The 22971-nt window shown below is 37.9% G+C and carries 20 protein-coding genes and 1 tRNA gene; 9 read left to right on the top strand and 12 right to left on the bottom strand.

Annotated features, from left to right (window positions below; all coding sequences use genetic code 11):
- Nucleotides 1-170 precede the first annotated feature (170 nt).
- Both ACTTJ8_RS07020 and ACTTJ8_RS07015 read right to left on the bottom strand, forming a co-directional pair.
- Nucleotides 171-1079 carry a septal ring lytic transglycosylase RlpA family protein gene (locus ACTTJ8_RS07020; RefSeq protein WP_442716718.1) on the bottom strand — a complete coding sequence of 303 codons (909 nt, stop codon included), beginning with the start codon at nucleotides 1077-1079 and terminating at the stop codon, nucleotides 171-173.
- 279 nt (nucleotides 1080-1358) lie between these two features.
- Nucleotides 1359-1444, bottom strand: a tRNA-Leu gene (locus tag ACTTJ8_RS07015).
- A gap of 42 nt (nucleotides 1445-1486) precedes the next feature.
- On the opposite strand from ACTTJ8_RS07015, the gene ACTTJ8_RS07010 reads away from it, so the two are divergent.
- Together ACTTJ8_RS07010 and ACTTJ8_RS07005 are read left to right on the top strand one after the other, a co-directional pair.
- On the top strand, nucleotides 1487-2332 hold the full coding sequence (locus tag ACTTJ8_RS07010) for a TatD family hydrolase (protein ID WP_442720744.1): 846 nt from the start codon (nucleotides 1487-1489) through the stop codon (nucleotides 2330-2332).
- A gap of 296 nt (nucleotides 2333-2628) precedes the next feature.
- Nucleotides 2629-4434: a methyl-accepting chemotaxis protein gene (locus tag ACTTJ8_RS07005; RefSeq protein ID WP_442720743.1), complete on the top strand. Its 1806-nt coding sequence runs from the start codon at nucleotides 2629-2631 to the stop codon at nucleotides 4432-4434.
- A 164-nt stretch (nucleotides 4435-4598) separates the two neighbouring features.
- On the opposite strand, the gene ACTTJ8_RS07000 is transcribed toward ACTTJ8_RS07005, so the two are convergent.
- The 5 genes from ACTTJ8_RS07000 to ACTTJ8_RS06980 all read right to left on the bottom strand — a co-directional run bounded on the left by ACTTJ8_RS07000 (nucleotide 4599) and on the right by ACTTJ8_RS06980 (nucleotide 6601).
- Entirely contained in the window at nucleotides 4599-4940 is a 342-nt protein-coding gene (locus tag ACTTJ8_RS07000) for a type II toxin-antitoxin system RelE/ParE family toxin (protein WP_442716715.1), read from the bottom strand.
- Nucleotides 4930-5214 (bottom strand): type II toxin-antitoxin system Phd/YefM family antitoxin, encoded by a 285-nt coding sequence (locus tag ACTTJ8_RS06995; RefSeq protein ID WP_442716714.1) that lies wholly within the window; start codon nucleotides 5212-5214, stop codon nucleotides 4930-4932. Before ACTTJ8_RS06995 ends, ACTTJ8_RS07000 begins: the two co-directional genes overlap by 11 nt.
- Nucleotides 5215-5394: 180 nt before the next feature.
- On the bottom strand, nucleotides 5395-5970 hold the full coding sequence (locus tag ACTTJ8_RS06990) for a 2'-5' RNA ligase family protein (RefSeq protein ID WP_442719632.1): 576 nt from the start codon (nucleotides 5968-5970) through the stop codon (nucleotides 5395-5397).
- Nucleotides 5971-6083: 113 nt separating this feature from the next.
- Nucleotides 6084-6344: a Txe/YoeB family addiction module toxin gene (locus ACTTJ8_RS06985; RefSeq protein WP_442720742.1), complete on the bottom strand. Its 261-nt coding sequence runs from the start codon at nucleotides 6342-6344 to the stop codon at nucleotides 6084-6086.
- A complete protein-coding gene (locus tag ACTTJ8_RS06980) occupies nucleotides 6341-6601 on the bottom strand; it encodes a type II toxin-antitoxin system RelB/DinJ family antitoxin (RefSeq protein ID WP_442720741.1) in 261 nt (86 codons plus the stop codon). Before ACTTJ8_RS06980 ends, ACTTJ8_RS06985 begins: the two co-directional genes overlap by 4 nt.
- Nucleotides 6602-6875: 274 nt before the next feature.
- Here ACTTJ8_RS06980 and ACTTJ8_RS06975 point away from each other — a divergent pair, with 274 nt between their 5' ends.
- From ACTTJ8_RS06975 to ACTTJ8_RS06945, 7 genes are all read left to right on the top strand, one after another.
- Nucleotides 6876-10097, top strand: a complete 3222-nt coding sequence (locus tag ACTTJ8_RS06975; RefSeq protein WP_442720740.1) for an N-6 DNA methylase — start codon at nucleotides 6876-6878, stop codon at nucleotides 10095-10097.
- Nucleotides 10098-10129: 32 nt separating this feature from the next.
- On the top strand, nucleotides 10130-10606 hold the full coding sequence (locus ACTTJ8_RS06970) for a restriction endonuclease subunit S (RefSeq protein ID WP_442720745.1): 477 nt from the start codon (nucleotides 10130-10132) through the stop codon (nucleotides 10604-10606).
- A 20-nt stretch (nucleotides 10607-10626) separates the two neighbouring features.
- Nucleotides 10627-13287 carry a hypothetical protein gene (locus ACTTJ8_RS06965; protein ID WP_442720739.1) on the top strand — a complete coding sequence of 887 codons (2661 nt, stop codon included), beginning with the start codon at nucleotides 10627-10629 and terminating at the stop codon, nucleotides 13285-13287.
- Nucleotides 13284-14318: a nucleoid-associated protein gene (locus ACTTJ8_RS06960; RefSeq protein WP_442720738.1), complete on the top strand. Its 1035-nt coding sequence runs from the start codon at nucleotides 13284-13286 to the stop codon at nucleotides 14316-14318. Before ACTTJ8_RS06965 ends, ACTTJ8_RS06960 begins: the two co-directional genes overlap by 4 nt.
- 145 nt (nucleotides 14319-14463) lie before the next feature.
- The gene (locus ACTTJ8_RS06955; protein ID WP_442720737.1) at nucleotides 14464-15777 is read left to right on the top strand and encodes an AAA family ATPase; all 1314 of its coding nucleotides are present in this window, start codon (nucleotides 14464-14466) and stop codon (nucleotides 15775-15777) included.
- Between the two features lie 117 nt (nucleotides 15778-15894).
- A complete protein-coding gene (locus tag ACTTJ8_RS06950) occupies nucleotides 15895-17016 on the top strand; it encodes an AAA family ATPase (protein ID WP_442720736.1) in 1122 nt (373 codons plus the stop codon).
- Nucleotides 17013-17837, top strand: coding sequence for a hypothetical protein (locus ACTTJ8_RS06945; protein ID WP_442720735.1), 825 nt, complete (start codon nucleotides 17013-17015; stop codon nucleotides 17835-17837). Before ACTTJ8_RS06950 ends, ACTTJ8_RS06945 begins: the two co-directional genes overlap by 4 nt.
- Before the next feature lie 773 nt (nucleotides 17838-18610).
- Here ACTTJ8_RS06945 and ACTTJ8_RS06940 read toward each other — a convergent pair.
- The 5 genes from ACTTJ8_RS06940 to ACTTJ8_RS06920 form a co-directional block, all read right to left on the bottom strand.
- The gene (locus tag ACTTJ8_RS06940) at nucleotides 18611-20569 is read right to left on the bottom strand and encodes a hypothetical protein (protein ID WP_442720734.1); all 1959 of its coding nucleotides are present in this window, start codon (nucleotides 20567-20569) and stop codon (nucleotides 18611-18613) included.
- A gap of 100 nt (nucleotides 20570-20669) precedes the next feature.
- Nucleotides 20670-20795, bottom strand: a complete 126-nt coding sequence (locus tag ACTTJ8_RS06935; protein ID WP_442720733.1) for a type IIL restriction-modification enzyme MmeI — start codon at nucleotides 20793-20795, stop codon at nucleotides 20670-20672.
- 114 nt (nucleotides 20796-20909) lie between these two features.
- Nucleotides 20910-21104, bottom strand: a complete 195-nt coding sequence (locus ACTTJ8_RS06930) for a hypothetical protein (protein WP_442720732.1) — start codon at nucleotides 21102-21104, stop codon at nucleotides 20910-20912.
- 45 nt (nucleotides 21105-21149) lie between these two features.
- Complete coding sequence (locus tag ACTTJ8_RS06925) at nucleotides 21150-22094, bottom strand: type IIL restriction-modification enzyme MmeI (protein ID WP_442720731.1); 945 nt, start codon at nucleotides 22092-22094, stop codon at nucleotides 21150-21152.
- A 307-nt stretch (nucleotides 22095-22401) separates the two neighbouring features.
- On the bottom strand, nucleotides 22402-22878 hold the full coding sequence (locus tag ACTTJ8_RS06920; protein WP_442720730.1) for a DNA methyltransferase: 477 nt from the start codon (nucleotides 22876-22878) through the stop codon (nucleotides 22402-22404).
- Nucleotides 22879-22971: the final 93 nt, after the last annotated feature.

Below are 22971 nucleotides of genomic sequence, written 5' to 3'. Positions count from 1 at the left end.
AGGTTGTGTGGAGCATAGGTGCTTGATACTGAAAGAACCTGTTAAAAAAGAAACCCCGGCTTTTACCGTTTCGGGGCAAGACCGGGGCTTTATGATAAAGGAGCCGATGTTTGTTAGTAGGTATTATTTGTGGTGAGAGTTAAAGCTCTCATGCTACATCGTTTTTTTGATTACCAGCTTTCTTGCCGAATAACATAGTCGCCAAATGCGTGCTCTGCTAAAGCTTGTTTTACATTTTCAAGATCCGATGGGCGAATGCCGGGAAGTACTACCCGTACTGAGGTTTCCGTACGTTCATAGGCTGGTTCTAACCCTGCTTTGCGTAAGTCTACAACAAGCCGTAATGCATTTTCTTCCCGCGTAAAGGCTCCTAGCTGAATTCTCCACAGTACTCCGGGTGTTTCCTGTGAGTTGGTCGGAGTATACACAGGGTCAATGGAGGCTGCCTGTTTTGAAGCTGACTTTTGCGCAGCTAATGATTCTCTTGCGCTGTTGTATTTGGGCGCTTCTTGTTTTTGAGCTGCCGATGCCGATTCGTGCTGCATTTGCTGCTGCTGAGCTTGTACGGTCTGTTCTTGCCCCTCTGCTTGTTGCGTATGTTGCGGTTGTACGGGTACCGCTTCCGGTTGATTATCTCCTGATGCTGTTTGATCCGGAAGTGTACGCTGCTGTTTCGTGTAGGTATCATTTACTGCAACAAGCGCTGCATGTTCTAGGGAGTCTACCTTTTTAATAGCGACTCGTGTAATCCCCTTGTTAACCATCCCAAGTGATTCTGCTGCTGCTTTTGATAAATCAAGTTCACGATTAGCAACAAAAGGTCCGCGGTCATTTATGCGGACAACTACCTTTTTTCCGTTTTCAAGATTAGTTACTTCAAGGAATGTACCGAACGGCAGTGTTTTATGAGCAGCCGTATAAGCATTCATGTCAAAAAGCTCTCCGCTTGAGGTCGGTTTACCATTAAAAGCTTCGCCGTAATAAGATGCATACGTTTCCGCAGTAAGCACTTCTGCTGCACAGAGCGGCAAAAGCAGTACAAATCCTAAGATCGCTGCAAATGCATAGTATTTTTTCATAAAATCCTCCCATAGCTTTAGAGGGCAGCTCAAGATTTGATATATTTATGAGAGCCTCCATATGGACAATATCGGAAGAGATTGGAAAATATTGAGAATAAAAACTGAATGCTTCAGTCTGCTGTCACAAATGGTGGGTTTCTAATAGATGTATATTTGAGTATATGGGGAATGCCGGAAGCGGTGGTTGCAAATACTAAAGTATATACTTTCAAATAGAAATAGAGACGACCTTTAGTATTGTGAACAGGATTAAAGACAGTATGAGATAGGAAGTTGTGCCGGAGACGAGACTTGAACTCGTACGACCGTTTCCAGTCAAGGGATTTTAAGTCCCTGGTGTCTACCAATTCCACCACTCCGGCAAAGATGCTATACTATACCGAAAAATATATAGGTGGTCAAGATTGTTTACGGATTCACATTGTCATTTACGTCATATTTCCCAAAAATCGGCACATTTTCCGCTCATGCTGCAAGCAATGCAGGAAGAAGCCTTCCCTTTTGTGATGGATATTGGTACCGATGCAGGAGATTTTACACCGCGCTACCGTGCAGTTGCTGACGCATGGGGTGAAAAGGGGCGAGTGCCGGATTTTATTCATTTTTCGGCAGGATTGTGGCCGGGACGTGCTGCGATAGAGCAGCAAGAAACAGCTTTGGTTGCGTGCGAAGCTGACATCCGTGCTATTCTCAACAGCGGACAGCGATATGCAGCGGTTGGGGAATGCGGGATTGACCGCTATTGGAACCACGCGGGCGCTGCCGGTACCGGAACAGCTGATCTTGCAGGGGAGGAGCAGCTGTTTAAGGCGCAGCTGGAACTTGCTAAGCGCTATGGACTTGCCGTTATTATCCATTCCCGTGACGGATTTGAGGTCACACTTCGCTGCATTGATGAGGTCGGCTGGCATAGAGGGGTTATCCACTGTTTTTCCTACGGGAGAAAAGAAGCGGAAGCTTTTTTGGAGCGGGGGTGGTATCTTTCTTTTCCGGGAACTATCACCTATAGAGCGGATGCAGCAACCGAGAAAGAAATTGCAGATCTGGTACGGATGGTTCCCGCGGATAAGCTCCTCTTGGAAACGGATGCTCCCTACCTTTCACCGGAACCGGTCAAGCGGGAGGTAAATACCCCGCTGCATATCCGGTATACCTATCAGCGTGCAAGTGAATACCGGCAGAGTTTGATAGAATCGTTGTGTACGCTCGTTTATCAGAATTGCTGTAGGCTGTTTTCTATTCGTGCGTAGCGCAATAAGCAACCTGCCTCGGATACAACGAACAGCTGCTAAGCGGTAAGAAGCGGGAAAGCCGCAAGGTTTTTGTATAATGCGCCTGTAGAACAGAAAAATTAAGGTGGAAAGAGCAAAGAGCATGAGGGAGAAGCAAGAAATGAGCAAAACGAGATACACATTTACAAATGAAAGTTTCCGAATTTAGTGGATGCTCTATACCTATGGTTAGTCTTGCATAAGTGTATTGGAAGCAATATCATTACAAACGGTATCAGCGGTTTGCGCCGTATATTTTCAAAAAAGGGGTTCCTATGCTGCGAATAAGACGCACGTTGTCCGTTAAGCTCATTATGGTATTTTTTCCGTCGATTATGATTTTTTTGACGTTCGGATTTTTTGTGCTGCGGCATAAGAGTGCGCTGGATGCATCGGCGGCAGTACGAGAAACACTGCACATAACCGCGGCAGGAGCACAAGGGATGTGCAGCGGTAGTCCTTTGGATATACTGACAGCAGATACCGTTACAGAAGAACCGTTTCTGACGCTGTGGTGGAGGTTGGATAGACTGCAAGAGCAAACCGGTGTGCATAATATCTGGCTGATCAGAAATGCAGACGGGCAGCCGCAGGTTTTGATGGCGACACACGGAGCGGATTCATTTTTTACGCTGAGCGATCCGCCTGCTGAGCTGATACAATCGCTTAAAACGAATACCGAAACCTTCACCGCCTCTCCATACCGCAGCCGCTTCGGGACTGTGCAGTCGTTTTTTATGCCGCTTGACAGTGCTGATTCTACAAACCGGTACCTTATTGCGGTTGATTCGGATTATACCGGGCGGCAAGAACAGCTTATGCGTTCGGTATGGCTGACGGTTATTCCGGTATTTTTGTTCTGTATAGCCTGTCTTGCGGTTGTTGTGTTTTTGGTGACGGTTTTCTTTGTGCGTCCGCTGGCAGAACTCCGCAAGAATCTGGATGAAATAGGTCTGGGAACGGCGGATTTGAGTATTCGGCTTGAAGTAAAAGGGAATGACGAAATTTCCGACACGGCACGTACCTTTAATAATTTTATTGCACATCTGAATGTGATGATTGCTGATTTAAAGGAAAATGCGGTGCAGATATGCTGCGTAGAAAAAAATCTCTTTGCCGCATCGCAGGAAACGGTCGCCTCCATTGACCAAATTCGCAGTAATACGGAGGCATTTTCAAAATCGGTAGAATTGCTGAAGCAGGATGCTGGCGACACGAATGAGCTGAGCAAAAATATTTCTGGTATTGCACAAAATCTCGTAGAAGCTATTCGGCAGCAAACACAGGCGTGTGCCTCATCAGCAGAAGCAGCGGATGAGATGATAAACAGCTTTTCTATTATTGCAGAAGAGATTGGACGGCTGGAATCGTTTTATGAATCGCTGGAAACTAAATCTGAATCAGGGATTATCCGTATGGATGAAACGGAAAACATGGTAACGGATATCAACACGCGCATTCAGACTATCGCTTCGTTTGTTAAAATGATTAACGATATTGCAGAGAAAACCAATATGCTTGCAATGAATGCAGCCATTGAAGCGGCGCACGCAGGCGAATACGGCAAGGGCTTTTCGGTTGTTGCAGAAGAAATCCGCAAACTTGCCGACGATGCAAAGAAGAACGCTGAATCCATAGCCTATTCCCTCAAAGACATTATCGGCAGGGTGCAGTCGGCTTCGGATATTACCCAGGAGACAAAGACAGCCTTTACCGATATTGATAGCGGCGTACACCAAACAGGGCAGGCGTTTATTTCAATGCGTGAGCAAATTAAAACCGTTTCCGGGGCGGCGGATGCTATTCAGGGGGCAGTACGCAATGTACGCCGTCAGCAAGAGCTGGTCGCTTCGAGTGCGCATACGCTTGGGGGCGTTTCGTCAGAGCTTGCGTGCACCGGCGGTAAAATCGAATCTCTCGCCGCAAAAGTGAACACCGGCATAAGCGAAATCCTTGCTGGTATGAACGAAATCTCCGGAGCTGAACACACCGTCATGCAAGAAGCCGAGCACATCAACAGAATAACCGGCTCTGTCCAAAATCAAATCGAGAAGTTTAAAACATCGGCGGAGGGAGCGTAAAGGTTGTGTGTGTGTGGGGGGGGGGGGGGCTAAAAAAACTGATTCGCAATCCGCTTTGGTGGATATTCCTACAAGCACGCCTGACAGTGTCGGCGGCTTTATTATTTTATAATAGACTTTATTCGCTAGCGATGCCAAAACAAATGTCTGATTTGAAGCGGAGGCTAGCTGTTGTTTCCATAATAACGGAACAATTTTGAAATGATTATATCTTCAAAATTTCTTCGACCATCAATAATTGTATGAACTATTACTTTGTCTTCCGAAATTTCATACACAATTCTATAGTATCCTTGAATTAATTCTCTATATTGTGAAATGCCCTGCCGATCCAATTCAGGAACTATTCTTCCTCGCTTCGGATACTGCTGTAAAGACAATACATTTGTTTCAAATTCAGAAACGATATTCTCTACATAATTGGGATTTAAAGAAAAATAATACTCAACAATTTCATTCAAATCATCTTCTGCAAATTGAGAAATAATAACTTCTTTAATTTCCAAGCTTGTACTGCCTTCTCAAATTTGCAAAAACTTCCGAAGCTGGTTTCGTTTTTCCGACTTTTACATCTTTTTCAGAAAGTTGCATTATTTTCAGCAAAGTAAATGCATTCTTCATTTCCTGATACGATTCAACATCAATCAAAACTGCCCGTGATTCCCCATTTTGCGTAATGATAAGCGGTTCTTTTCTGTTATTCACAAAATTCATCATATCAGCGGCATTTGTCTTTATGTATGAAATCGGCTTTATACATTCCTGAACATTTGTTATCATACGAGCCTCCAGTCTTTTTATATTACTATATTTAGACTGATATTTCAAGGAGGAAAAAGCGCGCCGGAACTGTCGGAAGCAGAAGCCGGAAAGCTCGGTGTTTTCTGGAATTATGTCAAAACAAGATTGTCAAGTTTCAGAAAAGAAGCAAATAAGCAAATAATTGAAGCCAGAATTAGACTAACAGTTGGCTCCGCTCAACTCTAGTATCACCCCCTCTTCCCACCTGTTGCCTTTGCGCTCAAAAATCGTGATGTTATCAACCGGAAAGTCTTCCGCAAGGTTCAGCTCGTTCATTACCTGAAGCGCCTTCGTCATTATGCCTACAGGAATATCCCGATTTGCAACAGTTGCGTGAGGCTGGAAAGGCTTTTTGTCTTTTTTAGCACAGCCCGGACTGGCATTCAAAATTGCTTGTACCGTTTTATCGCGGAGTTTTGTCCACGCATCACCTGCAACGACGTTTGCAAAAAGTGTTCTATCTCCAAACGCATCAAAGTTATCAATATGAGCAGTAAAACCTAAGCCCTGAGGTAAGACTTCTTTTTCAATCGCGCTGATTAAATCAGCTGTTGAATATTCTTCTTGCAATCTGAACGGAGGGACGAGTGTAACATGGATGGGAGTACCATGCCCTGACTTGCAGCCGTAAACCTCGTTCATATAATGGCGGCAATCTTCAAGAGTAAGGGTTATATCCTCTGGGAGGAGAACCCCGATAAAATGCGTTTGCTGCGGAATGTTGGGTTGTTTCATGCGGCTCATTATAGCATAGGGGCTCTTATCATTCTATTGCACGTAAAAAATATGCAAAAACGAAATATCTCTATTTACAAAACATTATCGATGCGGGATATTGGTGCCAGCAATTAATTCTCGTAATGTCCGCGACAGGAAAGGATTTCTAAAGTATTTGTACTTACTCGATATACAAGCCTATTCACTTCATCAATACGGCGGCTCCAAAAACCATTCAGTTCACCCTTTAGAGGTTCCGGTTTACCTATACCGTCAAAGCTTCTCCGTTCAATATCTTTAAGCAGTATATTGATGCGTTTTATTGTTTTTTTATTTTGCATTTGCCAATATTCATAATCTTCCCAAGCTTCATCAAACCATATCTTTTTCATTCGTCCGCCTCGATCAGCTCATGCTCAGCGCCTTTTCCTGCATTCAATGCTGCAATGCCACGACGTAAATGCGCCATGTTGCTTTCAGTGTAAAACGGATCTGTTGCTATTTCAAAGGGTATTTTTTGTTTCCGAACTGCCGCTTTTGCAAATACGCAAAATGCTGTTGTCATGGTCATTCCAATATCGGAACAAAAAGCTTCAAACTGCTTTTTTAAGTCCTCATCTATACGGATATTTATGTTTGTCTGTGCCATAGTGGTAACTCCTTTTATCTTTATTGTAGATAGATTTATTGATGATGTCAATATTATTTCGGCTTTAGAGATACCATACCGGAAGTTTTGTTGAGTTTGGACTACCGGTTATTTATGCGGAGGGGTATTACCGGAGAATATACTACGCCAAAGGGCTATACTGTCTGCGATGAACTGTTGTGCTGAAGATAGAAAAAAACAGCGGAATGTGGTATCATCGTCCTAGTTATAAAGTTTTAGAAAGCTGCCATATTATAAAAACAGGGATTTACGCATGATTGACAGGAATAATTTCAAACAAGTATTACGGGAACTAAAGTTTACCGAGAGCAAAAATATATTTTCTAAAAAGATCAGTGTTCTTACCGGTGATGTGATGAGCGCTGATTGGAATAAATGCGAATTGATTTATCCGGATGCAGTAAAAATAAATGACCGGACAACCTGTAATTTTGCACATCCTGAAAACTTTGTGGTCTTTGAATGCGTACACCGGTTATTGGAAAAAGGCTATCGCCCTGAGCATATTGAACTGGAAAAGCGCTGGAACCTCGGACATGACAGCAAAGGCGGTAAAGCCGATATTTGTGTTTATGATGAAGACGGCAAAAATACATTGTGTATTATCGAATGTAAGACAGCCGGACAAGAATATTCCAAAGCATTGAAATCGCTACAAGCGGACGGCGGGCAGCTTTTTTCATATTGGCAGCAAGAGCGCAGCACAAAGTGGATAGCTTTATACACATCTGATTGGAAAGACAGTAAACTCATATTTCGAGAAGAAACCATAGACTGTACTGACGATACCAATGTTATAAAAATAGCGGAAGGAGATTCAGCCGTACCGCTTTATAAAAATGCAACGTCGGTTTTTGACTATTTTACAGCGTGGACTGAAACCTATGGACAAAAACTTTGGCAGGGGCTGTTAGTTGGCGAAGAAACGCAGGCGTATAGTATCGGTGTCCACCCGTTATGTAAAAAAGATTTGAAAGATTTCGACCCGGACGATAAAATTGTAAATAAATTTGAAGAAATTTTGCGGCATAACAATGTCAGCGACAAAGAAAATGCCTTTAACCGATTGGTAGCTCTTTTTATCTGTAAACTCGTTGATGAAATAAAAAAGAATGATACGGATGAGGTAGATTTTCAATATCGGCAAGGCACTGATACATACGAAACGCTTCAAGACCGCTTACAGCGGCTCCATACCGAAGGCATGGAAAATTTTATGGGTGAAAAAATCTTTTATGTATCAAACGACTACGCTGAAAATCTCTTTAAAAACTACACCAGTCATAAGCGCACAAAGGCAATTGAAGATTTAAAAAAGACGATCCGTATTCTTAAATTTTATTCAAATAATGACTTTTCATTCAAGGATGTACATAATGAAGAATTGTTCTTACAGAACGGGAAAATTTTAGTAGAAGTCGTTCAGCTTTTTGAAAACCACCGAATTGTGTATCCGTCGAAACATCAGTTTTTAGGAGATTTATTCGAGCAGCTTTTGAATAAGGGCTTCAAACAAAGCGAAGGTCAGTTTTTTACACCGATGCCCATCACGCGGTTTATTTGGGACAGCTTGCCGCTAAGCAAGATACCCAAAGTAATCGACTACGCCTGCGGATCAGGGCACTTTCTTACCGAAGCGGTAGAAAGTATCAATAAGCGACTGCAAACGGATGGAAATAATAGCTGGGTTGAAAAGCATATTTTCGGGATCGAAAAAGATTATCGATTGGCTCGCGTTGCAAAGATATCGCTTTTTATGAACGGCGCAGGCGGAGGAAATATCATTTTCGGCGACGGTCTGGAAAACAAGCCGGAAAAACAGATTGAAAATAATGCCTTTGATATTTTGGTTGCTAATCCTCCGTACAGTGTTTCGGCTTTTAAATCTCACCTGAAATTAAAAAATAATACGTTTGAACTGCTCAATAGGATTTCGAATGATGGGAGTGAAATTGAAACGCTCTTTGTTGAGCGTATCGCTCAATTATTGAAACCTAAGGGAATGGCAGCCGTTATTTTGCCGTCTTCAATTTTGAGTAACGATAGCAATAGCTATATCGGTGCGCGGGAAATTCTTCTGAAAAATTTTATGCTTCGTGCAATTGTGCAATTTGGAAGTAAAACATTCGGCGCAACGGGAACAAATACGGTCGTGCTGTTTCTGGAAAAATATCATGAGCCGCCCAAGCAAAGTGATCTCAAACAGGATAGCGCCGATGCTATTATTCAAGCGGCGGAAACGGCAGAATGGGAAGATCTTGAGATTTTAGAAGCGTATTTGAAAAAGATACGGGTAACAAAAGAAGAGTATCAAAACTTTACTACTCAAACCGTTTCATATAACGGTTTTAAGCAATGCGAATATCTGAATATGTATGCTGAAGGATTTAAGAAGCTACCCAAAATTATAAAACTGCAAGAATCGAATCTATTCAGAAAACTGAATAAAGAGGAGCAAGCAGAACGGTTAAAACAGGAGTTTTATAATTATGCAAAACCGATTGAATGTGAAAAGCTCTTCTATTTTGGACTAACGTACAAACAAAAAATATTGATTGTTACTGCTCCCAGTGATAACACCGAACAGAAACGCTTTTTAGGATACGACTGGAGCAACCGCAAAGGTTCCGAAGGTATACAGATACACACACCCGGCGGTATGCTCTACAATGAACACGACCGTAACGCTGCCGGGACGATCGCTGCCGCTATTCGCTTTCGGTTTTCTGATGATGCAGTGCTTAATCTTGACGAAGATAAAAAGCCGTATTGTACCTTAGCGAATTTAAGCGATATGATCGATTTCTCTCGGCTTAGTTTTAACAAAGCAATAAAACTGACCCCCGATAAAAAAATTGAAATAAACAGCAAGTATCCGTTGGTAAGATTAGAAGAGCTTGTCACTATTATACGAGGAGTGACTTTTGATAAAAAATATCAAACACAAGAGAAAACAAAAAATATTGTTCTTACAGCAGATAATATTACGCTTGAAGGGCAATTTGAAATAATAAAAGAAATATTTGTATCTGATATGATTTCATTTGATAAAGAAAAGCAATTAAGAAAAAATGATTGCTTTATGTGTTTTTCAAGTGGCAGTAAGCAACATGTTGGAAAGATTGCATTTATTAAAGAAAACCAATCTTATTATGCAGGCGGCTTTATGGGGATTTTAAGAGTTTTTGATAAAAATTTACTTCCTCAGTTTTTATATGAAACGCTAAATACTGAAAGGATGCGTGACGCAGTTCGTTCTCAAAGCAGTGGTACAAATATTCAGAATCTTTCCAACAAAATTGCAGAATTTCAAATTCCTCTTCCTCCGCTTCCCATACAACGAAAAATCGTAGCTGAATGCGAGAAAGTCGATGAGGAATACAACACGAGCCGAATGAGTATAGAAGAATACAAAAAGAAAATTGCTCAAGTATTTGAACGCCTTGAAGTTATTACAAATGTTAGGGGGGGGTAACATTCAGGTTATCAAATACCGCTGTTTTCGATATTTCTATTGGCAAAAGGGTTCTTAATTCGGAAGTAAGTCCTCAATATAGTATCCCGGTATACAGTGCTAATGTGTTTGAACCGTTCGGAATGATTGATAAACTCCTTATTCAAGATTTTTCAAAGTCTTCAGTGTTATGGGGAATAGATGGCGATTGGATGGTGAATATCGTTGATACCGGTATTCCTTTTTATCCGACCGACCACTGCGGAGTTTTAAGAATAAAAACGGATGATATCCTGCCTAAATATATGGCTTACCTGCTTGAAAAAGAGGGCAAAAAAGCCGGATTTAGCCGTAGTTATAGAGCTTCGATTGACAGAATTAAAAGCCTTTCAGTGCAGGTTGCTCCGATTGAAGAACAGCGGAAGGCTGTCAAAGAGATAGAAACTTACGAATCCGAGATTGCTGCGGCAAAAGCGGTGATGGCTGCTTGTACAGAAAAGAAAAAGATGATATTGGATAAGTGGTTGTGAGAGGAGGAAAGACAAAAAGTATGAATGGAAGCTATGCAATAAAAGGATATTTGGTTCAATCTCTTGTATCTTTACTAGATTCTTTTAAATTGGATTGGGAAACTATTTCCGTAGAACCCAATGATGAATCTGAAAAAGTCGATATACGATGGACATATAAAGATAAAAAGAAGAAATTTGTTCAGGTAAAGTCATCAAAAAATATTTTTACATTTTCGTCTGCTGAGCATTGGGCAAATGAGTTAGTAGAAAGTACTAAAAAAGCTGCAGATGAATATGAACTAATATTAGTTGGGTATGTCGACTCAAAATTGCGGCTGCTTGAAAATAATAAAATTGGGGATGTTCTAATTATAAATAGAGATATATCAATTCAAGATTTTGAAAACTTGATTATTGTAAAAATTAATGAATTTTTTGAAAATAGACAAAAACCGCACGTTGGTAGCCGATTAGGGAGATTGTTTGCTAAAGCAATGAATGAGCAAATATTCCAAGAAGCTATAAAAGGTGAAAATATCACACGTATAGAGTTTGAGAATACTTTATTAAGTACGTTAAAATCAGTCGAAACTTATTTAGAAAATAGTCTTTATTCACTCTTACTTCCTGCTTCTGCTGCTGTAAATGAAAATCCGGAATCTACTATCATCAAACATATTCTAAAATTGATAGGTTGGGATGCGTTTAATTTCCAAGAGAAGGTAACAATTTACAATGAAAAATTAGAAAAAGATGAAATTTTTCAATTAGATTATTGGGGTGATAAAGATAGTCCGTTAAAAGATGGTAAACAGGATATTATTTATGTGAATGCAGATTTGGTCGCCGGATATCCTTTTAACTTTTCAGAAGAAATAAAAAGCAAAATCTATAGTTTCGATAAAGTAAGACAAAAATTAATTGACAATAAAACAATTATTACAGAAAATGCAATGGAACACTATATACAATTTATTCTGTCGCTTGATGAAGCCGAAAAAAATAAAAAAATGCCAAACTTGTCTGATTGTTTTAAAAAACAATATTTACATAATAATGTAATATATTATACTGTCGATAATAAACAAATTGATTTTATTATCAGTTCTATTATTACTGCTAGAGAATATAGAAAAGACCAAGTCACAAAATTTTTATATCCGATCACAGAAGATAATTCACAGATGGATAATATAGGGAAGAGAGATACATATTTACCACCTCAATATATTAATTCTTCAATCTTACCTGTTGTAAAAGAAGATGAGCAAAAAATTAGCGTTTTACTTTTTTGTTCTGATCCATACAGCAAAGAAAGGTTAAAAAAACTAATATGGTTATTAATACGTCTAACAAGCGGGTTAGCAAATGAGTATAAGATATATTTTTCAGATTATGAGCAACAATATCACAATGAAGTAAATGAAGTTATTCGTAACTATAGAAACAATGAATTAATTAAAAAAATAAGAATCGAAAAGTTTAATTTATGCAATTCTATAGATTTATCAAAAGTTCCGGTAGATATATCAGATAATTTAAAGGATAGTCATTTTGATGAAACAAGAAATAAGGGGAAAAAATTAAGAATAGAACCACACTTGATAGAATATCTTCCGTATGGTGATTCTTTAAAGCCTTTTTTAAATTCAGATGCTATTCGACCTGGAGATCTCAGATTATTCTTAAAAAACAAGGGAATTATCTTTAAAACAACAGCAAAAGCAAAAATACTTCAATTAATGACCAGTATATTATTTAGTCCAATAGACATTGAATCTATTGTTGATATAGTGAATATTAAAGATAAACCGTTTAGTTCAAGTTCTCTGCGCTTTGATTTATTGGATAAGGATTCAAAAATTAAAGATTTATTTACCACTGATATGATCAGTGTTTCTGATTTACAACATGGTTTAAAAGCTGACATACTTTCATTTACACCAATATATCCACAAGGTGACAATGATAATTTTTGCATTACAGTACAATTAGCCACGAAAATCCCGAATACGCAAGCACTGGTTAGCACTTCTTATAGTACTGCAAAAGTTATTGTAGCAGTAGATAGGCAAACAAAGACATTAGATTTTTCTAAGGATTATAACTCATCATCAGCAAGAATTGTCGCAAAAAGGATTGTTTCAAAACTGTCTCAAGAACTTATCAAAAGAGGTAAAATAGATAGTATTGCTATTGAGACAAAATTTTCAGATTTTAAAAATAGAGAACGAGTAAACTTTTTATTGAGTTTTACCAATATAGCCTCCTCTACTATTTTTAAAGAATGTGATGCAAAATTATTTAAGTATATGTATGATGAATCTTTAGATATTCCTTTAGAATATCAAGATAAAAAAGGAAAAGAATGTAAAACTCAATTACAAGGGAATAGATTAGATTCGGTCAATGAACTACAATCTGATTATATAAAAGAAATTATTCTTGCTGAAGAACTGAAAATAGAATACCAATATAATATAAGAGGTATATCAGGCAGCTATACTGTTGATATAAATTTTTCTGATGCACTAAAAAATAAACCAAAACCTGATGGTTTATTCAAATTTAAAGGCATAACTAATGTGGCGCGTAAAGATAAATTAAAAGTTACAAGTATACAAAAAATTGATAGTGAGTTAAAAAATGAGTTTAGACGTTTAATCGACGAAAAATTAAAGGAGTATAAAAAGATATGATTTCTTTTATTGAGGTTTATATTGAAAATGTATCAGTACACAAAGTTGGTAATAAATTACGAGGAGAGAATTTTTCATTTTCTCGTTCAATATTAGATAATAATTTAATTAATGAAGTTTTGATATCCTACTTCCTTCCCCCCTTTACTTCCGAAGAATTTTATCAATTTCACCATGAAAGTGATTTAGCGTTGAATGAAGTATATACCTATGCGTCAAAAATTTTTGATAATAAAGAACAGTTGTATGAGCAATCTGTCAATTTAGCCAAGCACCTCTATGAGCAAAGCATTCATCCTAAAATCAAGGGTGGCGAGTTTTATACCGTTTATTTCAAAGATTGTATTTTAGACGGCGAAACGCTTGATGCAGTAGGTTTATTTAAATCTGAAAATAAAGATACCTTTTTAAAAGTTCTACAGGAGAACGGTAATTTTAACTTACAAACTGAAAAAGGTATCAATATTAAAAAATTGGATAAGGGTTGTCTCATTTTTAACAAAGAGCGAGAAAGCGGTTATGTAGTTGCTGTAGTAGATAATGTTGGAAAAGGTGCTGAAGCCCGTTATTGGCTTAATGATTTTCTACATGTTCGTCGCCGTAAAGATGAATATACCAATACCCAAAATTTTATGACCTTAGCAAAAAACTTTGTTACACAAGAGTTGCCCAAAGAGTTAGGCACTACAAAAGCCGATCAAATTAATCTTTTGAATAAATCTTTAGATTTTTTTAAAGATAAAGATACTTGTGATATTGATGACTTTACCAATGAAGTTATGATTGAACCCGATATCATTGAAAAATTCCATCATTACAAACAACGCTGCGAAGATGAAAACGGTACATCAATAGACACTAGCTTTCCTATTTCTGAAACCGCACGAAAAAAACAGCAGCGATTGTTCAAACGGGTTATTCAATTGGATAAAAAAATTAAAATCGTTATCGACGGCAATAGCAAAAACATCGAACAAGGTACGGACAAAAAAGGGAAATTCTACAAAGTGTACTACACCGAAGAAACATAGAACCCCTGCCTTATAATGATACAAAAGTTGTATGCACGTTAACTAGAAATTGATCTCGCTTTTGCAAGTCTTCAGCAAAAATAGCTTGTATTTTATGGATAAAAGATGGTATTGTATGCGCAGTTGATGATAGAGGAGCTGCGCTATGGTGCTTGAGTTTTCTATAACAAATACATTTTCTATTAGTGAAAGGCAAACCATTAGTTTTGAATCGGCGCGGAACGATCCCGCAACCGACGGGCTGCACTGTATAGACTGTAACGGTAAGAAAATACTCAAAATGGCGTGTATATACGGCGCAAATGCTTCAGGGAAAACAAACATACTTGAGGCGCTTCGCTTTTATGCGTATTTTATGCTTAGCTCATTTACCCGCTTAAAACCGGATGATGCAATTGATTTTACTCCGTTTAAGTTTGATCCGCAGCTTCAAAATCAGCCCGGTGCGTTTGAAATTATCTTGTATCTAAAAAATAACGATACCGAAGGCTATACCCGCTATGAATATAACCTAAAACTTACCCGTACCGCTGTTGTCTACGAATTGGTATATTATGCACCGAAAGGACAGAAAAAACTGATCGTTATGAGGGATGAGCATACAGGTATAAAATGGGGTAGTGATATTCCCGGTCCTAAGAAAGCAATTGAAAATCTCGTACGTCCGAATTGTTCGCTTCTTTCGGCATGTCAGCAGCTTCCATTTCCTGCACTAGAACATTTAACACTCTATTTAAGCGTGTTTTTTTCCGGGATAATAGGTATGTCAAACGAGTTTTTACGAGGGAACGCGTTTGCTCACATAAGACCTCGGTTCCCTCAATTTAAGGACTATCTTGTGCAATTACTTTCTGCTTCTGATATGGGAACAATCAGCGATATAAAGGTTGAACATATACCGATTACCGAAGATTTAGCGGCAACGCTTCCCCAAGAAATGCAAGAACGTGTCGTAAACTACAATGGAAAATTGACAGTGCAAGATGTACAAGTAACACATCGCTATGATAATTATGACTATACGCTATCAATTGATGAAGAGTCGGCAGGAACAATACGGATGATAGAACTGAGCGCACTATTGCACTCATTGAAATACGAAAACATTGCTTACATTATTTCTATAGATGAACTTGAAACGTCATTGCACCGTAAATTGATAGAGACGTTTCTCGAGCTTTTTTTGTATGTTGCTACAGAGTCACAACTCATTTTTACCACACATGATCAAGATTTATTAGATTCCGGTCTCTTACGGGATGATGAAGTCTGGTTTTGCTATAAAACGGATAAGGGTAATAGTGTATACAATAGCATCACTGACTATACAGGGATCCGTAAAGGAGTTTCGCGCAAAAAACTGTATAATGCTGACAAATTCGGTGCCTTACCGCTTGTGAACGTCAATGTATTGAAGGAGCTGTTTTATGCCGAGAAAAACACGGAAAATACAAAGTAACAAAACGGTGTTGATTGTTGTTGAAGGGACAATATCCGTAATTTTTTTACGATGCTATTGAGTTTATTACAGTTTTGGCGATAATATAAATGAATCCATTTTAAGGAAGCTATTATTATGCTCAAATCATTTACCGTAGCAAATTTCAAAGCGTTTGAAAAAGCCGTAGCGCTTGATTTTTCAGCAACCGGTCATTATGAATTTCATTCTGAGGCTGTAGAAGATAATATTGTAAAGACCGCTATTATGTACGGTAAAAATGCGAGCGGAAAATCATCACTTGCTATCGGCTTATTTGATATTGTTAGTAATTTGACTGATAAATATGCGAATATCAGTGAATATAAAAATTATATAAATATATTTCATGTCGATAATCCGGCAGAATTTGAGTATCGATTCAGGTTTCAACATAAAGAGGTTATATATCAATATAAAAAACAAAGCATCAATACATTTATTGCAGAAACACTGATTATTGATGGTAAAACAGTAATTGAGTACGATAAGTCGCGCTCAACGGATGAATTTATTATTTCGCTTGTCGGTACGGAAACTATCAATAAAGACTTGTCGAATCTGCAAATCTCTGCTTTAAAGTGGGTTAAAAATAATAGTCTTCTGACAGATACGGTTGAAAACCGTATCTTTTATGAGCTTTTTAACTTTGTAGATAAGATGCTCTTGTTTTGGTCGTTGGACACCCGCTCCTTTATCGGTTATACATCGATTGCTCATGGTAATATGATGGACGAGATTATACAAACTGACCATTTTGAAGACCTACAGCAATTTTTCCGTACAGCAGGTTTTACTGAAGAGCTCACCCACAGTAATGATAGCGGTACCGAAAGCTTATATATTCAACACGGAGAAAAAAAATTAGAATTTTTCGACGCTTGCTCTACCGGTATGAATTCGTTATTGCTTGTGTATTATTGGCTGAAAGATGTGCAAAATCCTGAAAAGTGTCCTTCATTTATCTGTATTGATGAATTTGATGCGTTTTACCATTTTGAGCTTGCACGATTTGTCGTGCAAAAGCTGAAAGAAGTTAACTGTCAAGTGCTCCTTACTACACACAATACCACACTTTTTACGAATGATCTACTGCGTCCGGATTGCTTTTATATTTGCTCAAAGGAAAGAATTGTAAATGCTCACAACGCCACCCAAAAGGAATTGCGGCTTGGACATAATCTCGAAAAACTCTATCGTGGCGGCGCATTCGGGAAATGATTTTATTTGTCTTTGAAGGGAAAAAACAAGAACCGCGTTTGTATAAAACGATGGACTATTTATTTTTTAACCGGCAAGATGAAAATGAAATTATTGTTTCGTATTGCAGTAATATTTATTCTTTATATCAAAAAATGACCGAATATGATGTTTTCGGAGCTTCGGATTCTTTTGCATTGATCCAACTCTTAAAAGAAGAAGAACGTGCTCATCCCGAAACAACAAACATATTGCAAGAACTATCTTTTTCCGATGAAATTTCTGAAATCTATTTATTTTTTGATTATGATATAAAGCAACCCGATGCCTATAATAGGCTTACGATTGAAGAACAACATACACGAATTAAAGAACTTTTATGCTATTTTAATAATGAGACTGATAAAGGAAAACTTTATATTAACTACCCAATGGTTGAATCCATTCGATACTTTAAAAATTCTTTGCCTGATAACGATTATAAAGATTATACTGTCAAAGCATCCATTGATGGAGCATTTAAAGCATTGGTCAATGCTGAATCGTGTTATAAAAATCTCGATTTTATTTGCTTTGGAATAAATAAATCATCAGACTTAAAAATACCGAAAGATCCAAAGAAGATACAGAGCATACAAGATAATTGGATAACGGTAAAAGAAATAAATATCAAAAAAGCCCATTTCATCTGTGCAGATTCATATAGCGTACCGCAAGAGAAATCTGTAATTTCTCAACAACATATATTTGATAGTCAATTGGATAAATATGTTAATCCAAATGGAAGAATAGCAATCTTAAACGCTTTTCCTTTGTTCCTGTATGAATATTATCCTGTTTAGCAGCCGGTTGAGATAAACTACCGTTTAGATACTGATACGCTTCATTGCAAACTGATTGAAAAAATCACCGACGAAGTTATATCCATTTATAATGTAAAATCAGGAGACTTTGATAATGTCTTACGGTGTTGTTATGAAGTTCCTAATTATTGGACAATCGGCGCAGTATAGGAACGCCTTATTGAAGATATTTGCGCAGAAAACGAATCTATTGATTGTATTGTTAACACATTGATTTCTGTTTATTCGTCTTGGATTAACGGGGCAATTTCAAATTATAACACGGATTTTTTTTCTATCAATCCCGTGAGTATATTTTTGAATCGTGGAAAGAGGGGACTGCGCTTCAATAAACTGCCAAAACTTAGAGGGGCTGCCTTATGATTAGAAAATAGCAAAAAAATTAGAAGAAAGAAATCGGAATGATGACGGTATATCTGCTTCGCTTTGCATATTCATAAACTTTTTGGAGAACTTAATACGCTGAGAAAATAGCAGAGGTGTGAGATTATGTGGTGCGTAAACCAAATTCATCTTCTAATTCAAGCTTAATCATCTGCAGTACTTCTTTTATGGGCGTAAAACGACCTTTTGTATCAGATAAAAGTATAGCAGAATATAAAGATATAACTCGTTGGGCATCTCTAAAAACTCGGTTAGATTTTTAGAGATGCCCAACGAGTTTTAATTTAAGTCTTTATAGTATAATAACTTAAATTAAAACATTGCAAATCACATCTACGGAAACCCTCTAAAATATTTTTTATTCAGCTTTATATTTTTTCTAATTCAGAAGTATCAAGCTCATATTCTTCATACCATTTTTTTAAATATCTTTTTTGTAAGACTTTTCTTTTATTGGATAGAGAAAATTCTTTTTCAATATTGCAGTAATATACTACTATACTTACTATAAATGCTAATATATTAATTAAAATATTATTTTTGCCACATATATACTGTATACCAGAAATTGCTGCTGGTAAAATTATATGCAGTAGTATAAAAAAAATCCGATATCGATAAATATGCCTATCTGTATCTTTCTTAGCTTTTGCTTCTGCTTTATCACGCCTCGCATCATTGCGTTTTTCTGTATCAGATGATAACATAGCTAAGGTATTTTCAACTTCCTTTCTCTTTTGACGTTCATCAATCGCTAGTTTATTTTTTGCATACTCAATTAGTCCTGATATATCGGCAGCATTTAAATTAGCAGGATTATTTAAGGTCTTTTCTGATAGAGCATCTTTTATCAAATACTCGGCTGCCATTATTTGATAGTCATCTTTAGAGATATTATTGTTATCATATAATTTTTGAATCTCTATTTTTACTTTTTGTATAATTTCAGGTGTTGGTGATATAGCCGAAAGAGCTGTTGCTAACAGTTCAAAAGTCATGTATTCTTTGGCCTTTTCTGGAGAGCCAAGCCATAAATAAGAACAAAGTAATGTTTCAGGAATTGCAGATAATACAATATTATCAGTATGTATTTTCAATTCTTTTAACATATTTTTATTTGCTAAAGGTAAAATTGGATTTTCAGTAATAAATAAGTATTTAGCATCAATAAAATTTTTTGCTTCCAAATTTTTTCGTTTCTCATATGTAAAAATAATCGAATGGACATCTCGTTCCGTTCTCTTTTCATAAAACTCTTCCGATTCAAATCGTTTATGAGTACATTTAGTCTTTATATACTGTGCTAATTTCTTTTCATCTAAACCTAGTTTTCTATCTGGGATTTCTTTTTCTATAGTGATTTTATATTCTCGTAATATTCTATCGAAAGATGCAGATATGGTGTCAAGTTTTGTCAAAGAAAATCCTTCTTGACGCATATAAAAGAGAGCTTTAGTTGCTTTGCATGGATCATATAGTGGAGATTCAATATACTTTTTTGCTGATTCAAGAATTTCTTTTACTTCATCATACGTATGTTTATAAATCTTAACAAAACCTCCTTTTGTATGAATAGTTTTGATCATTAATTCTATTGTTTCTAGTCGTTCATTTTGATCTACACCAAGTAAGGGGAAAAGATGGGAAGCATCAAGGAAAACTACGCATTTTTTTAAGGTTTCAACTCCTGTCGGTAAGAAAGTCATTTGCAAAGCATTAAAGGCAATGTTCCCTACCGCAAGTTCTACAATAGTCTGGTACATCGTAGAATTATTATCATTTAGCTCTTTTATGAAAGAACCTGCTAGATAGTATTCTTCATCAGCCAATATATCCTCTGACCATACAATGCTTTCATCAAAAAATAGTGATATATCATGACGCATTATAAATTTTGATAAAAGTCTTATAGCGTCTGTATCAGTAAAAATTTTATTAAATCTTTCCTGTGTATACACACGAAAAGCTTTAATCACATCATTTTGCTTTTTTCGACATTGTCTTTGTATATCTGCAATATACAAGTGATTATCAAAAATTTTATCAGTATTAACTTTATATGAAATCAGCTCCTGTGATATCAATTCTTGTTGGCAAAGCTTTTCTATAATTGGCTGAATAATATAAGATGGCAAATCAATAGAATAAATGGCATTAAATTGAGAGACCAGAGTCCCGTAATCTTTTATTTCTATTTTTGATATTTTTTGATCAATAAACATTGTACAAAATAGAGGTATAAAATTATCTAAATACGTTTTATTATATTTATGCCATTGCACACTAATTAAACTAAAAGAAGCTAATTGATTAATATTTGCTTTCATTTTTACACCTAAGTCCCTATTAGTTACTAATGTATCACATTTAGCTTAAACTTCCCAGCTGTCCCGCAAAGGACTAGCTTTTGGACAACTGGGAAAGCATTTAATGAACTCTCGCTCTCTTAGCAGATGAAGTCAGCCCCTCCGTCCTCTTCCCATACAGCTCGAACAAAAAAGCCACACGGGCGGCATCATCGGGAAAGGCTGTTTTACGATACAGCTTATCCACAGCTGTCTGAAATGACTATCATGTCTTTATCTTTTTAAGAGAATGAAATGTTTGAATATCTTGCATAACATCAGTTATATCCATATCAAAATAAGGGAAGCCCATATCATCATATCAATCAATCAAATCGAGTTTTTTTATTCCCAAAATTTCAGCTGCGCGACCATGAGAAATGACTTTTTTGTAGACATAGGGATATAGCAAGAGTGCATTTCGCTCAAGCTCTTCGTTTGATTCACCGCTATAATTGTCCGTAAAATACGTTTTCATATCTTTTGGGACTGTTATCTGAATTGTAGCATATTCCATAAAATCATTCTCCCTGTATAAATATAGTATATACCCTAAACACTTCTACCCCTTCCCTCGTTTCCGCTTCCCCGTAAGCAACCCCTCCGTCTTCTTCCCATACAGCTCGAACAAAAAAGCCACACGGGCGGCATCGTTGGGGAAGGCTGTTTTACGATACAGCTTATCCACAGCGGAATCAAGGGCTGCGTGCGCTTTGGTGAGTACCGGCGGCATAGTATTGGGATCGTATAAGTCGGCAAGGGAGCTATCGGGGAACTGCGCCCGCGCGTCCAATACCGCTTGCGCCTTTTGAATAATCGCTGCCTTTTGTGCTTCCGAAACATCCGGCCACGGGAAGTTGTTATACACGATCTGTGCAGAATAGCGGTAATCGCTTTTGAGCCGCCCGCATACGGTACGCATCCACGCCATGTGCATTTGCGAAGTAAGCACTCCGAACTCGTACAGCGTTGCATTGGGAACGAGTAAGTTCGCATTGTTTGAAATATCAGAACTATTCATAAAGCCAATCGGAATATATTTACGGCGCTCTGATGATGTGCTCGGTACGAGGAGATAATGTCCCGACTCCGGCTGACGGATTTCTCCAAAGAGGGATGGTGTTTGCGCAAGTTTCCGTGTTGCCTCACGGCTGCTGCTTTCGCGGTGTTCCCGCACCTTTTGTATGCGTGCTACAATGAGCGGGCATTTTTTTAGGTGCTGAGGTTCCGCATTCAAAAGCCAGAGACAATATCGTTTTTTATTATTGATAAACTCTTCCGCCCCCAAAAACGGACGGATATACCGTTCAGCTTCCGGTTCTTGTTGCAGAAAGGAGGCGTATTCATTTTCTTCTATAATGAGATTACCGCCGTCATTCGGCATACTGCCAAACACCATCGGATTAGTTTGTGTATCAAGTACCGAACTTCTACTATCAATAAACACATTTTGCGCATCGGCTAAATAAGCATTGATCCGCTTGACTGTTTGAGCTTTCGGTTCCAATAAATTCGACAACCGCAGCCTTTATCAAAAGGCGAGGATTGCGAATTACCGCACTTTTGCAATGAAATGAAAAAGTGCAATTGATGATCGATGTTTGCCGGATGGCAAACTCGCGGTGTTTTTCAGTCGCGCTATTTCAGCGGCTGAAAATAAACCTTCCATAGTTCACGTTAAGCTGTTCACACGCTTTCTTCACTCCGATCTCGTCTGACAGCTTCAATGCCTCGATTTTAAAGTTCTCATCGTACCGTTTCATTGCCTTTCCTCCTCTCTTTTTCGGCAATTTTGGCACTGCACTTTTATTGTATCACTCCAGGGCCGTTTGTGCAATTTGAGCGGGGAACTCTTCAAGCTCTATGCCGTAAAACTGATTAACATTTACCTTGATATATTCGCCGACATCAAGCAGCTGCTGATCCGCGCTTTTCAATTCTTCAATAATCGCGAGTTCCAAAAGACGCAGCTCACGGTATGCAATAACCAAAAAATTCCCGCAGCCGCAGGCAGGGTCAAGAAAGGTTAAATGTGCAATTTTATCATGCAGCGCGTTCAAGTTCGTTACACGGGCTTCGGAGGTGTACTGTTTGTAGTTATCAAATTCCACCCACAGAGAATCTAAAAAGAGCGGATGAATGAGTTTTAAGATATTTGTTTCGCTGGTATAGTGCGCTCCCAAAGCGTGCCGTTCTTCCGGCTTCATCACACTCTGAAACATCGCACCGAAAATTGCCGGAGAAATACCGCTCCAATCCAGCGCACAGCATTCAATCAGTTTTTCCCGCATTGCAGCATTTATTTTAAGCCGCTGAAATAGCGCGGCTTAAAAACACGTCGAGTTTGCGCAAGCGCAAACATCGCTTATTATCGTGTGCGCGTT

It is taken from the genome of Treponema sp. (assembly GCF_052169735.1).
Classification (GTDB): domain Bacteria; phylum Spirochaetota; class Spirochaetia; order Treponematales; family Treponemataceae; genus Treponema.
This window is presented reverse-complemented; position numbering and strand designations above follow the sequence as displayed.

Excerpts from the sequence above, each read along its gene's own strand:
- ACTTJ8_RS07020 (WP_442716718.1), bottom strand. The coding sequence starts at position 1,079 with ATGAAAAAATACTATGCATTTGCAGCGATCTTAGGATTTGTACTGCTT.
- ACTTJ8_RS07005 (WP_442720743.1), top strand. The coding sequence starts at position 2,629 with ATGCTGCGAATAAGACGCACGTTGTCCGTTAAGCTCATTATGGTATTT.
- ACTTJ8_RS06995 (WP_442716714.1), bottom strand. The coding sequence starts at position 5,214 with ATGATAACAAATGTTCAGGAATGTATAAAGCCGATTTCATACATAAAG.
- ACTTJ8_RS06990 (WP_442719632.1), bottom strand. The coding sequence starts at position 5,970 with ATGAAACAACCCAACATTCCGCAGCAAACGCATTTTATCGGGGTTCTC.
- ACTTJ8_RS06985 (WP_442720742.1), bottom strand. The coding sequence starts at position 6,344 with ATGAAAAAGATATGGTTTGATGAAGCTTGGGAAGATTATGAATATTGG.
- ACTTJ8_RS06980 (WP_442720741.1), bottom strand. The coding sequence starts at position 6,601 with ATGGCACAGACAAACATAAATATCCGTATAGATGAGGACTTAAAAAAG.
- ACTTJ8_RS06975 (WP_442720740.1), top strand. The coding sequence starts at position 6,876 with ATGATTGACAGGAATAATTTCAAACAAGTATTACGGGAACTAAAGTTT.
- ACTTJ8_RS06965 (WP_442720739.1), top strand. The coding sequence starts at position 10,627 with ATGAATGGAAGCTATGCAATAAAAGGATATTTGGTTCAATCTCTTGTA.
- ACTTJ8_RS06960 (WP_442720738.1), top strand. The coding sequence starts at position 13,284 with ATGATTTCTTTTATTGAGGTTTATATTGAAAATGTATCAGTACACAAA.
- ACTTJ8_RS06955 (WP_442720737.1), top strand. The coding sequence starts at position 14,464 with ATGGTGCTTGAGTTTTCTATAACAAATACATTTTCTATTAGTGAAAGG.
- ACTTJ8_RS06950 (WP_442720736.1), top strand. The coding sequence starts at position 15,895 with ATGCTCAAATCATTTACCGTAGCAAATTTCAAAGCGTTTGAAAAAGCC.
- ACTTJ8_RS06945 (WP_442720735.1), top strand. The coding sequence starts at position 17,013 with ATGATTTTATTTGTCTTTGAAGGGAAAAAACAAGAACCGCGTTTGTAT.
- ACTTJ8_RS06940 (WP_442720734.1), bottom strand. The coding sequence starts at position 20,569 with ATGAAAGCAAATATTAATCAATTAGCTTCTTTTAGTTTAATTAGTGTG.
- ACTTJ8_RS06930 (WP_442720732.1), bottom strand. The coding sequence starts at position 21,104 with ATGGAATATGCTACAATTCAGATAACAGTCCCAAAAGATATGAAAACG.
- ACTTJ8_RS06920 (WP_442720730.1), bottom strand. The coding sequence starts at position 22,878 with ATGCGGGAAAAACTGATTGAATGCTGTGCGCTGGATTGGAGCGGTATT.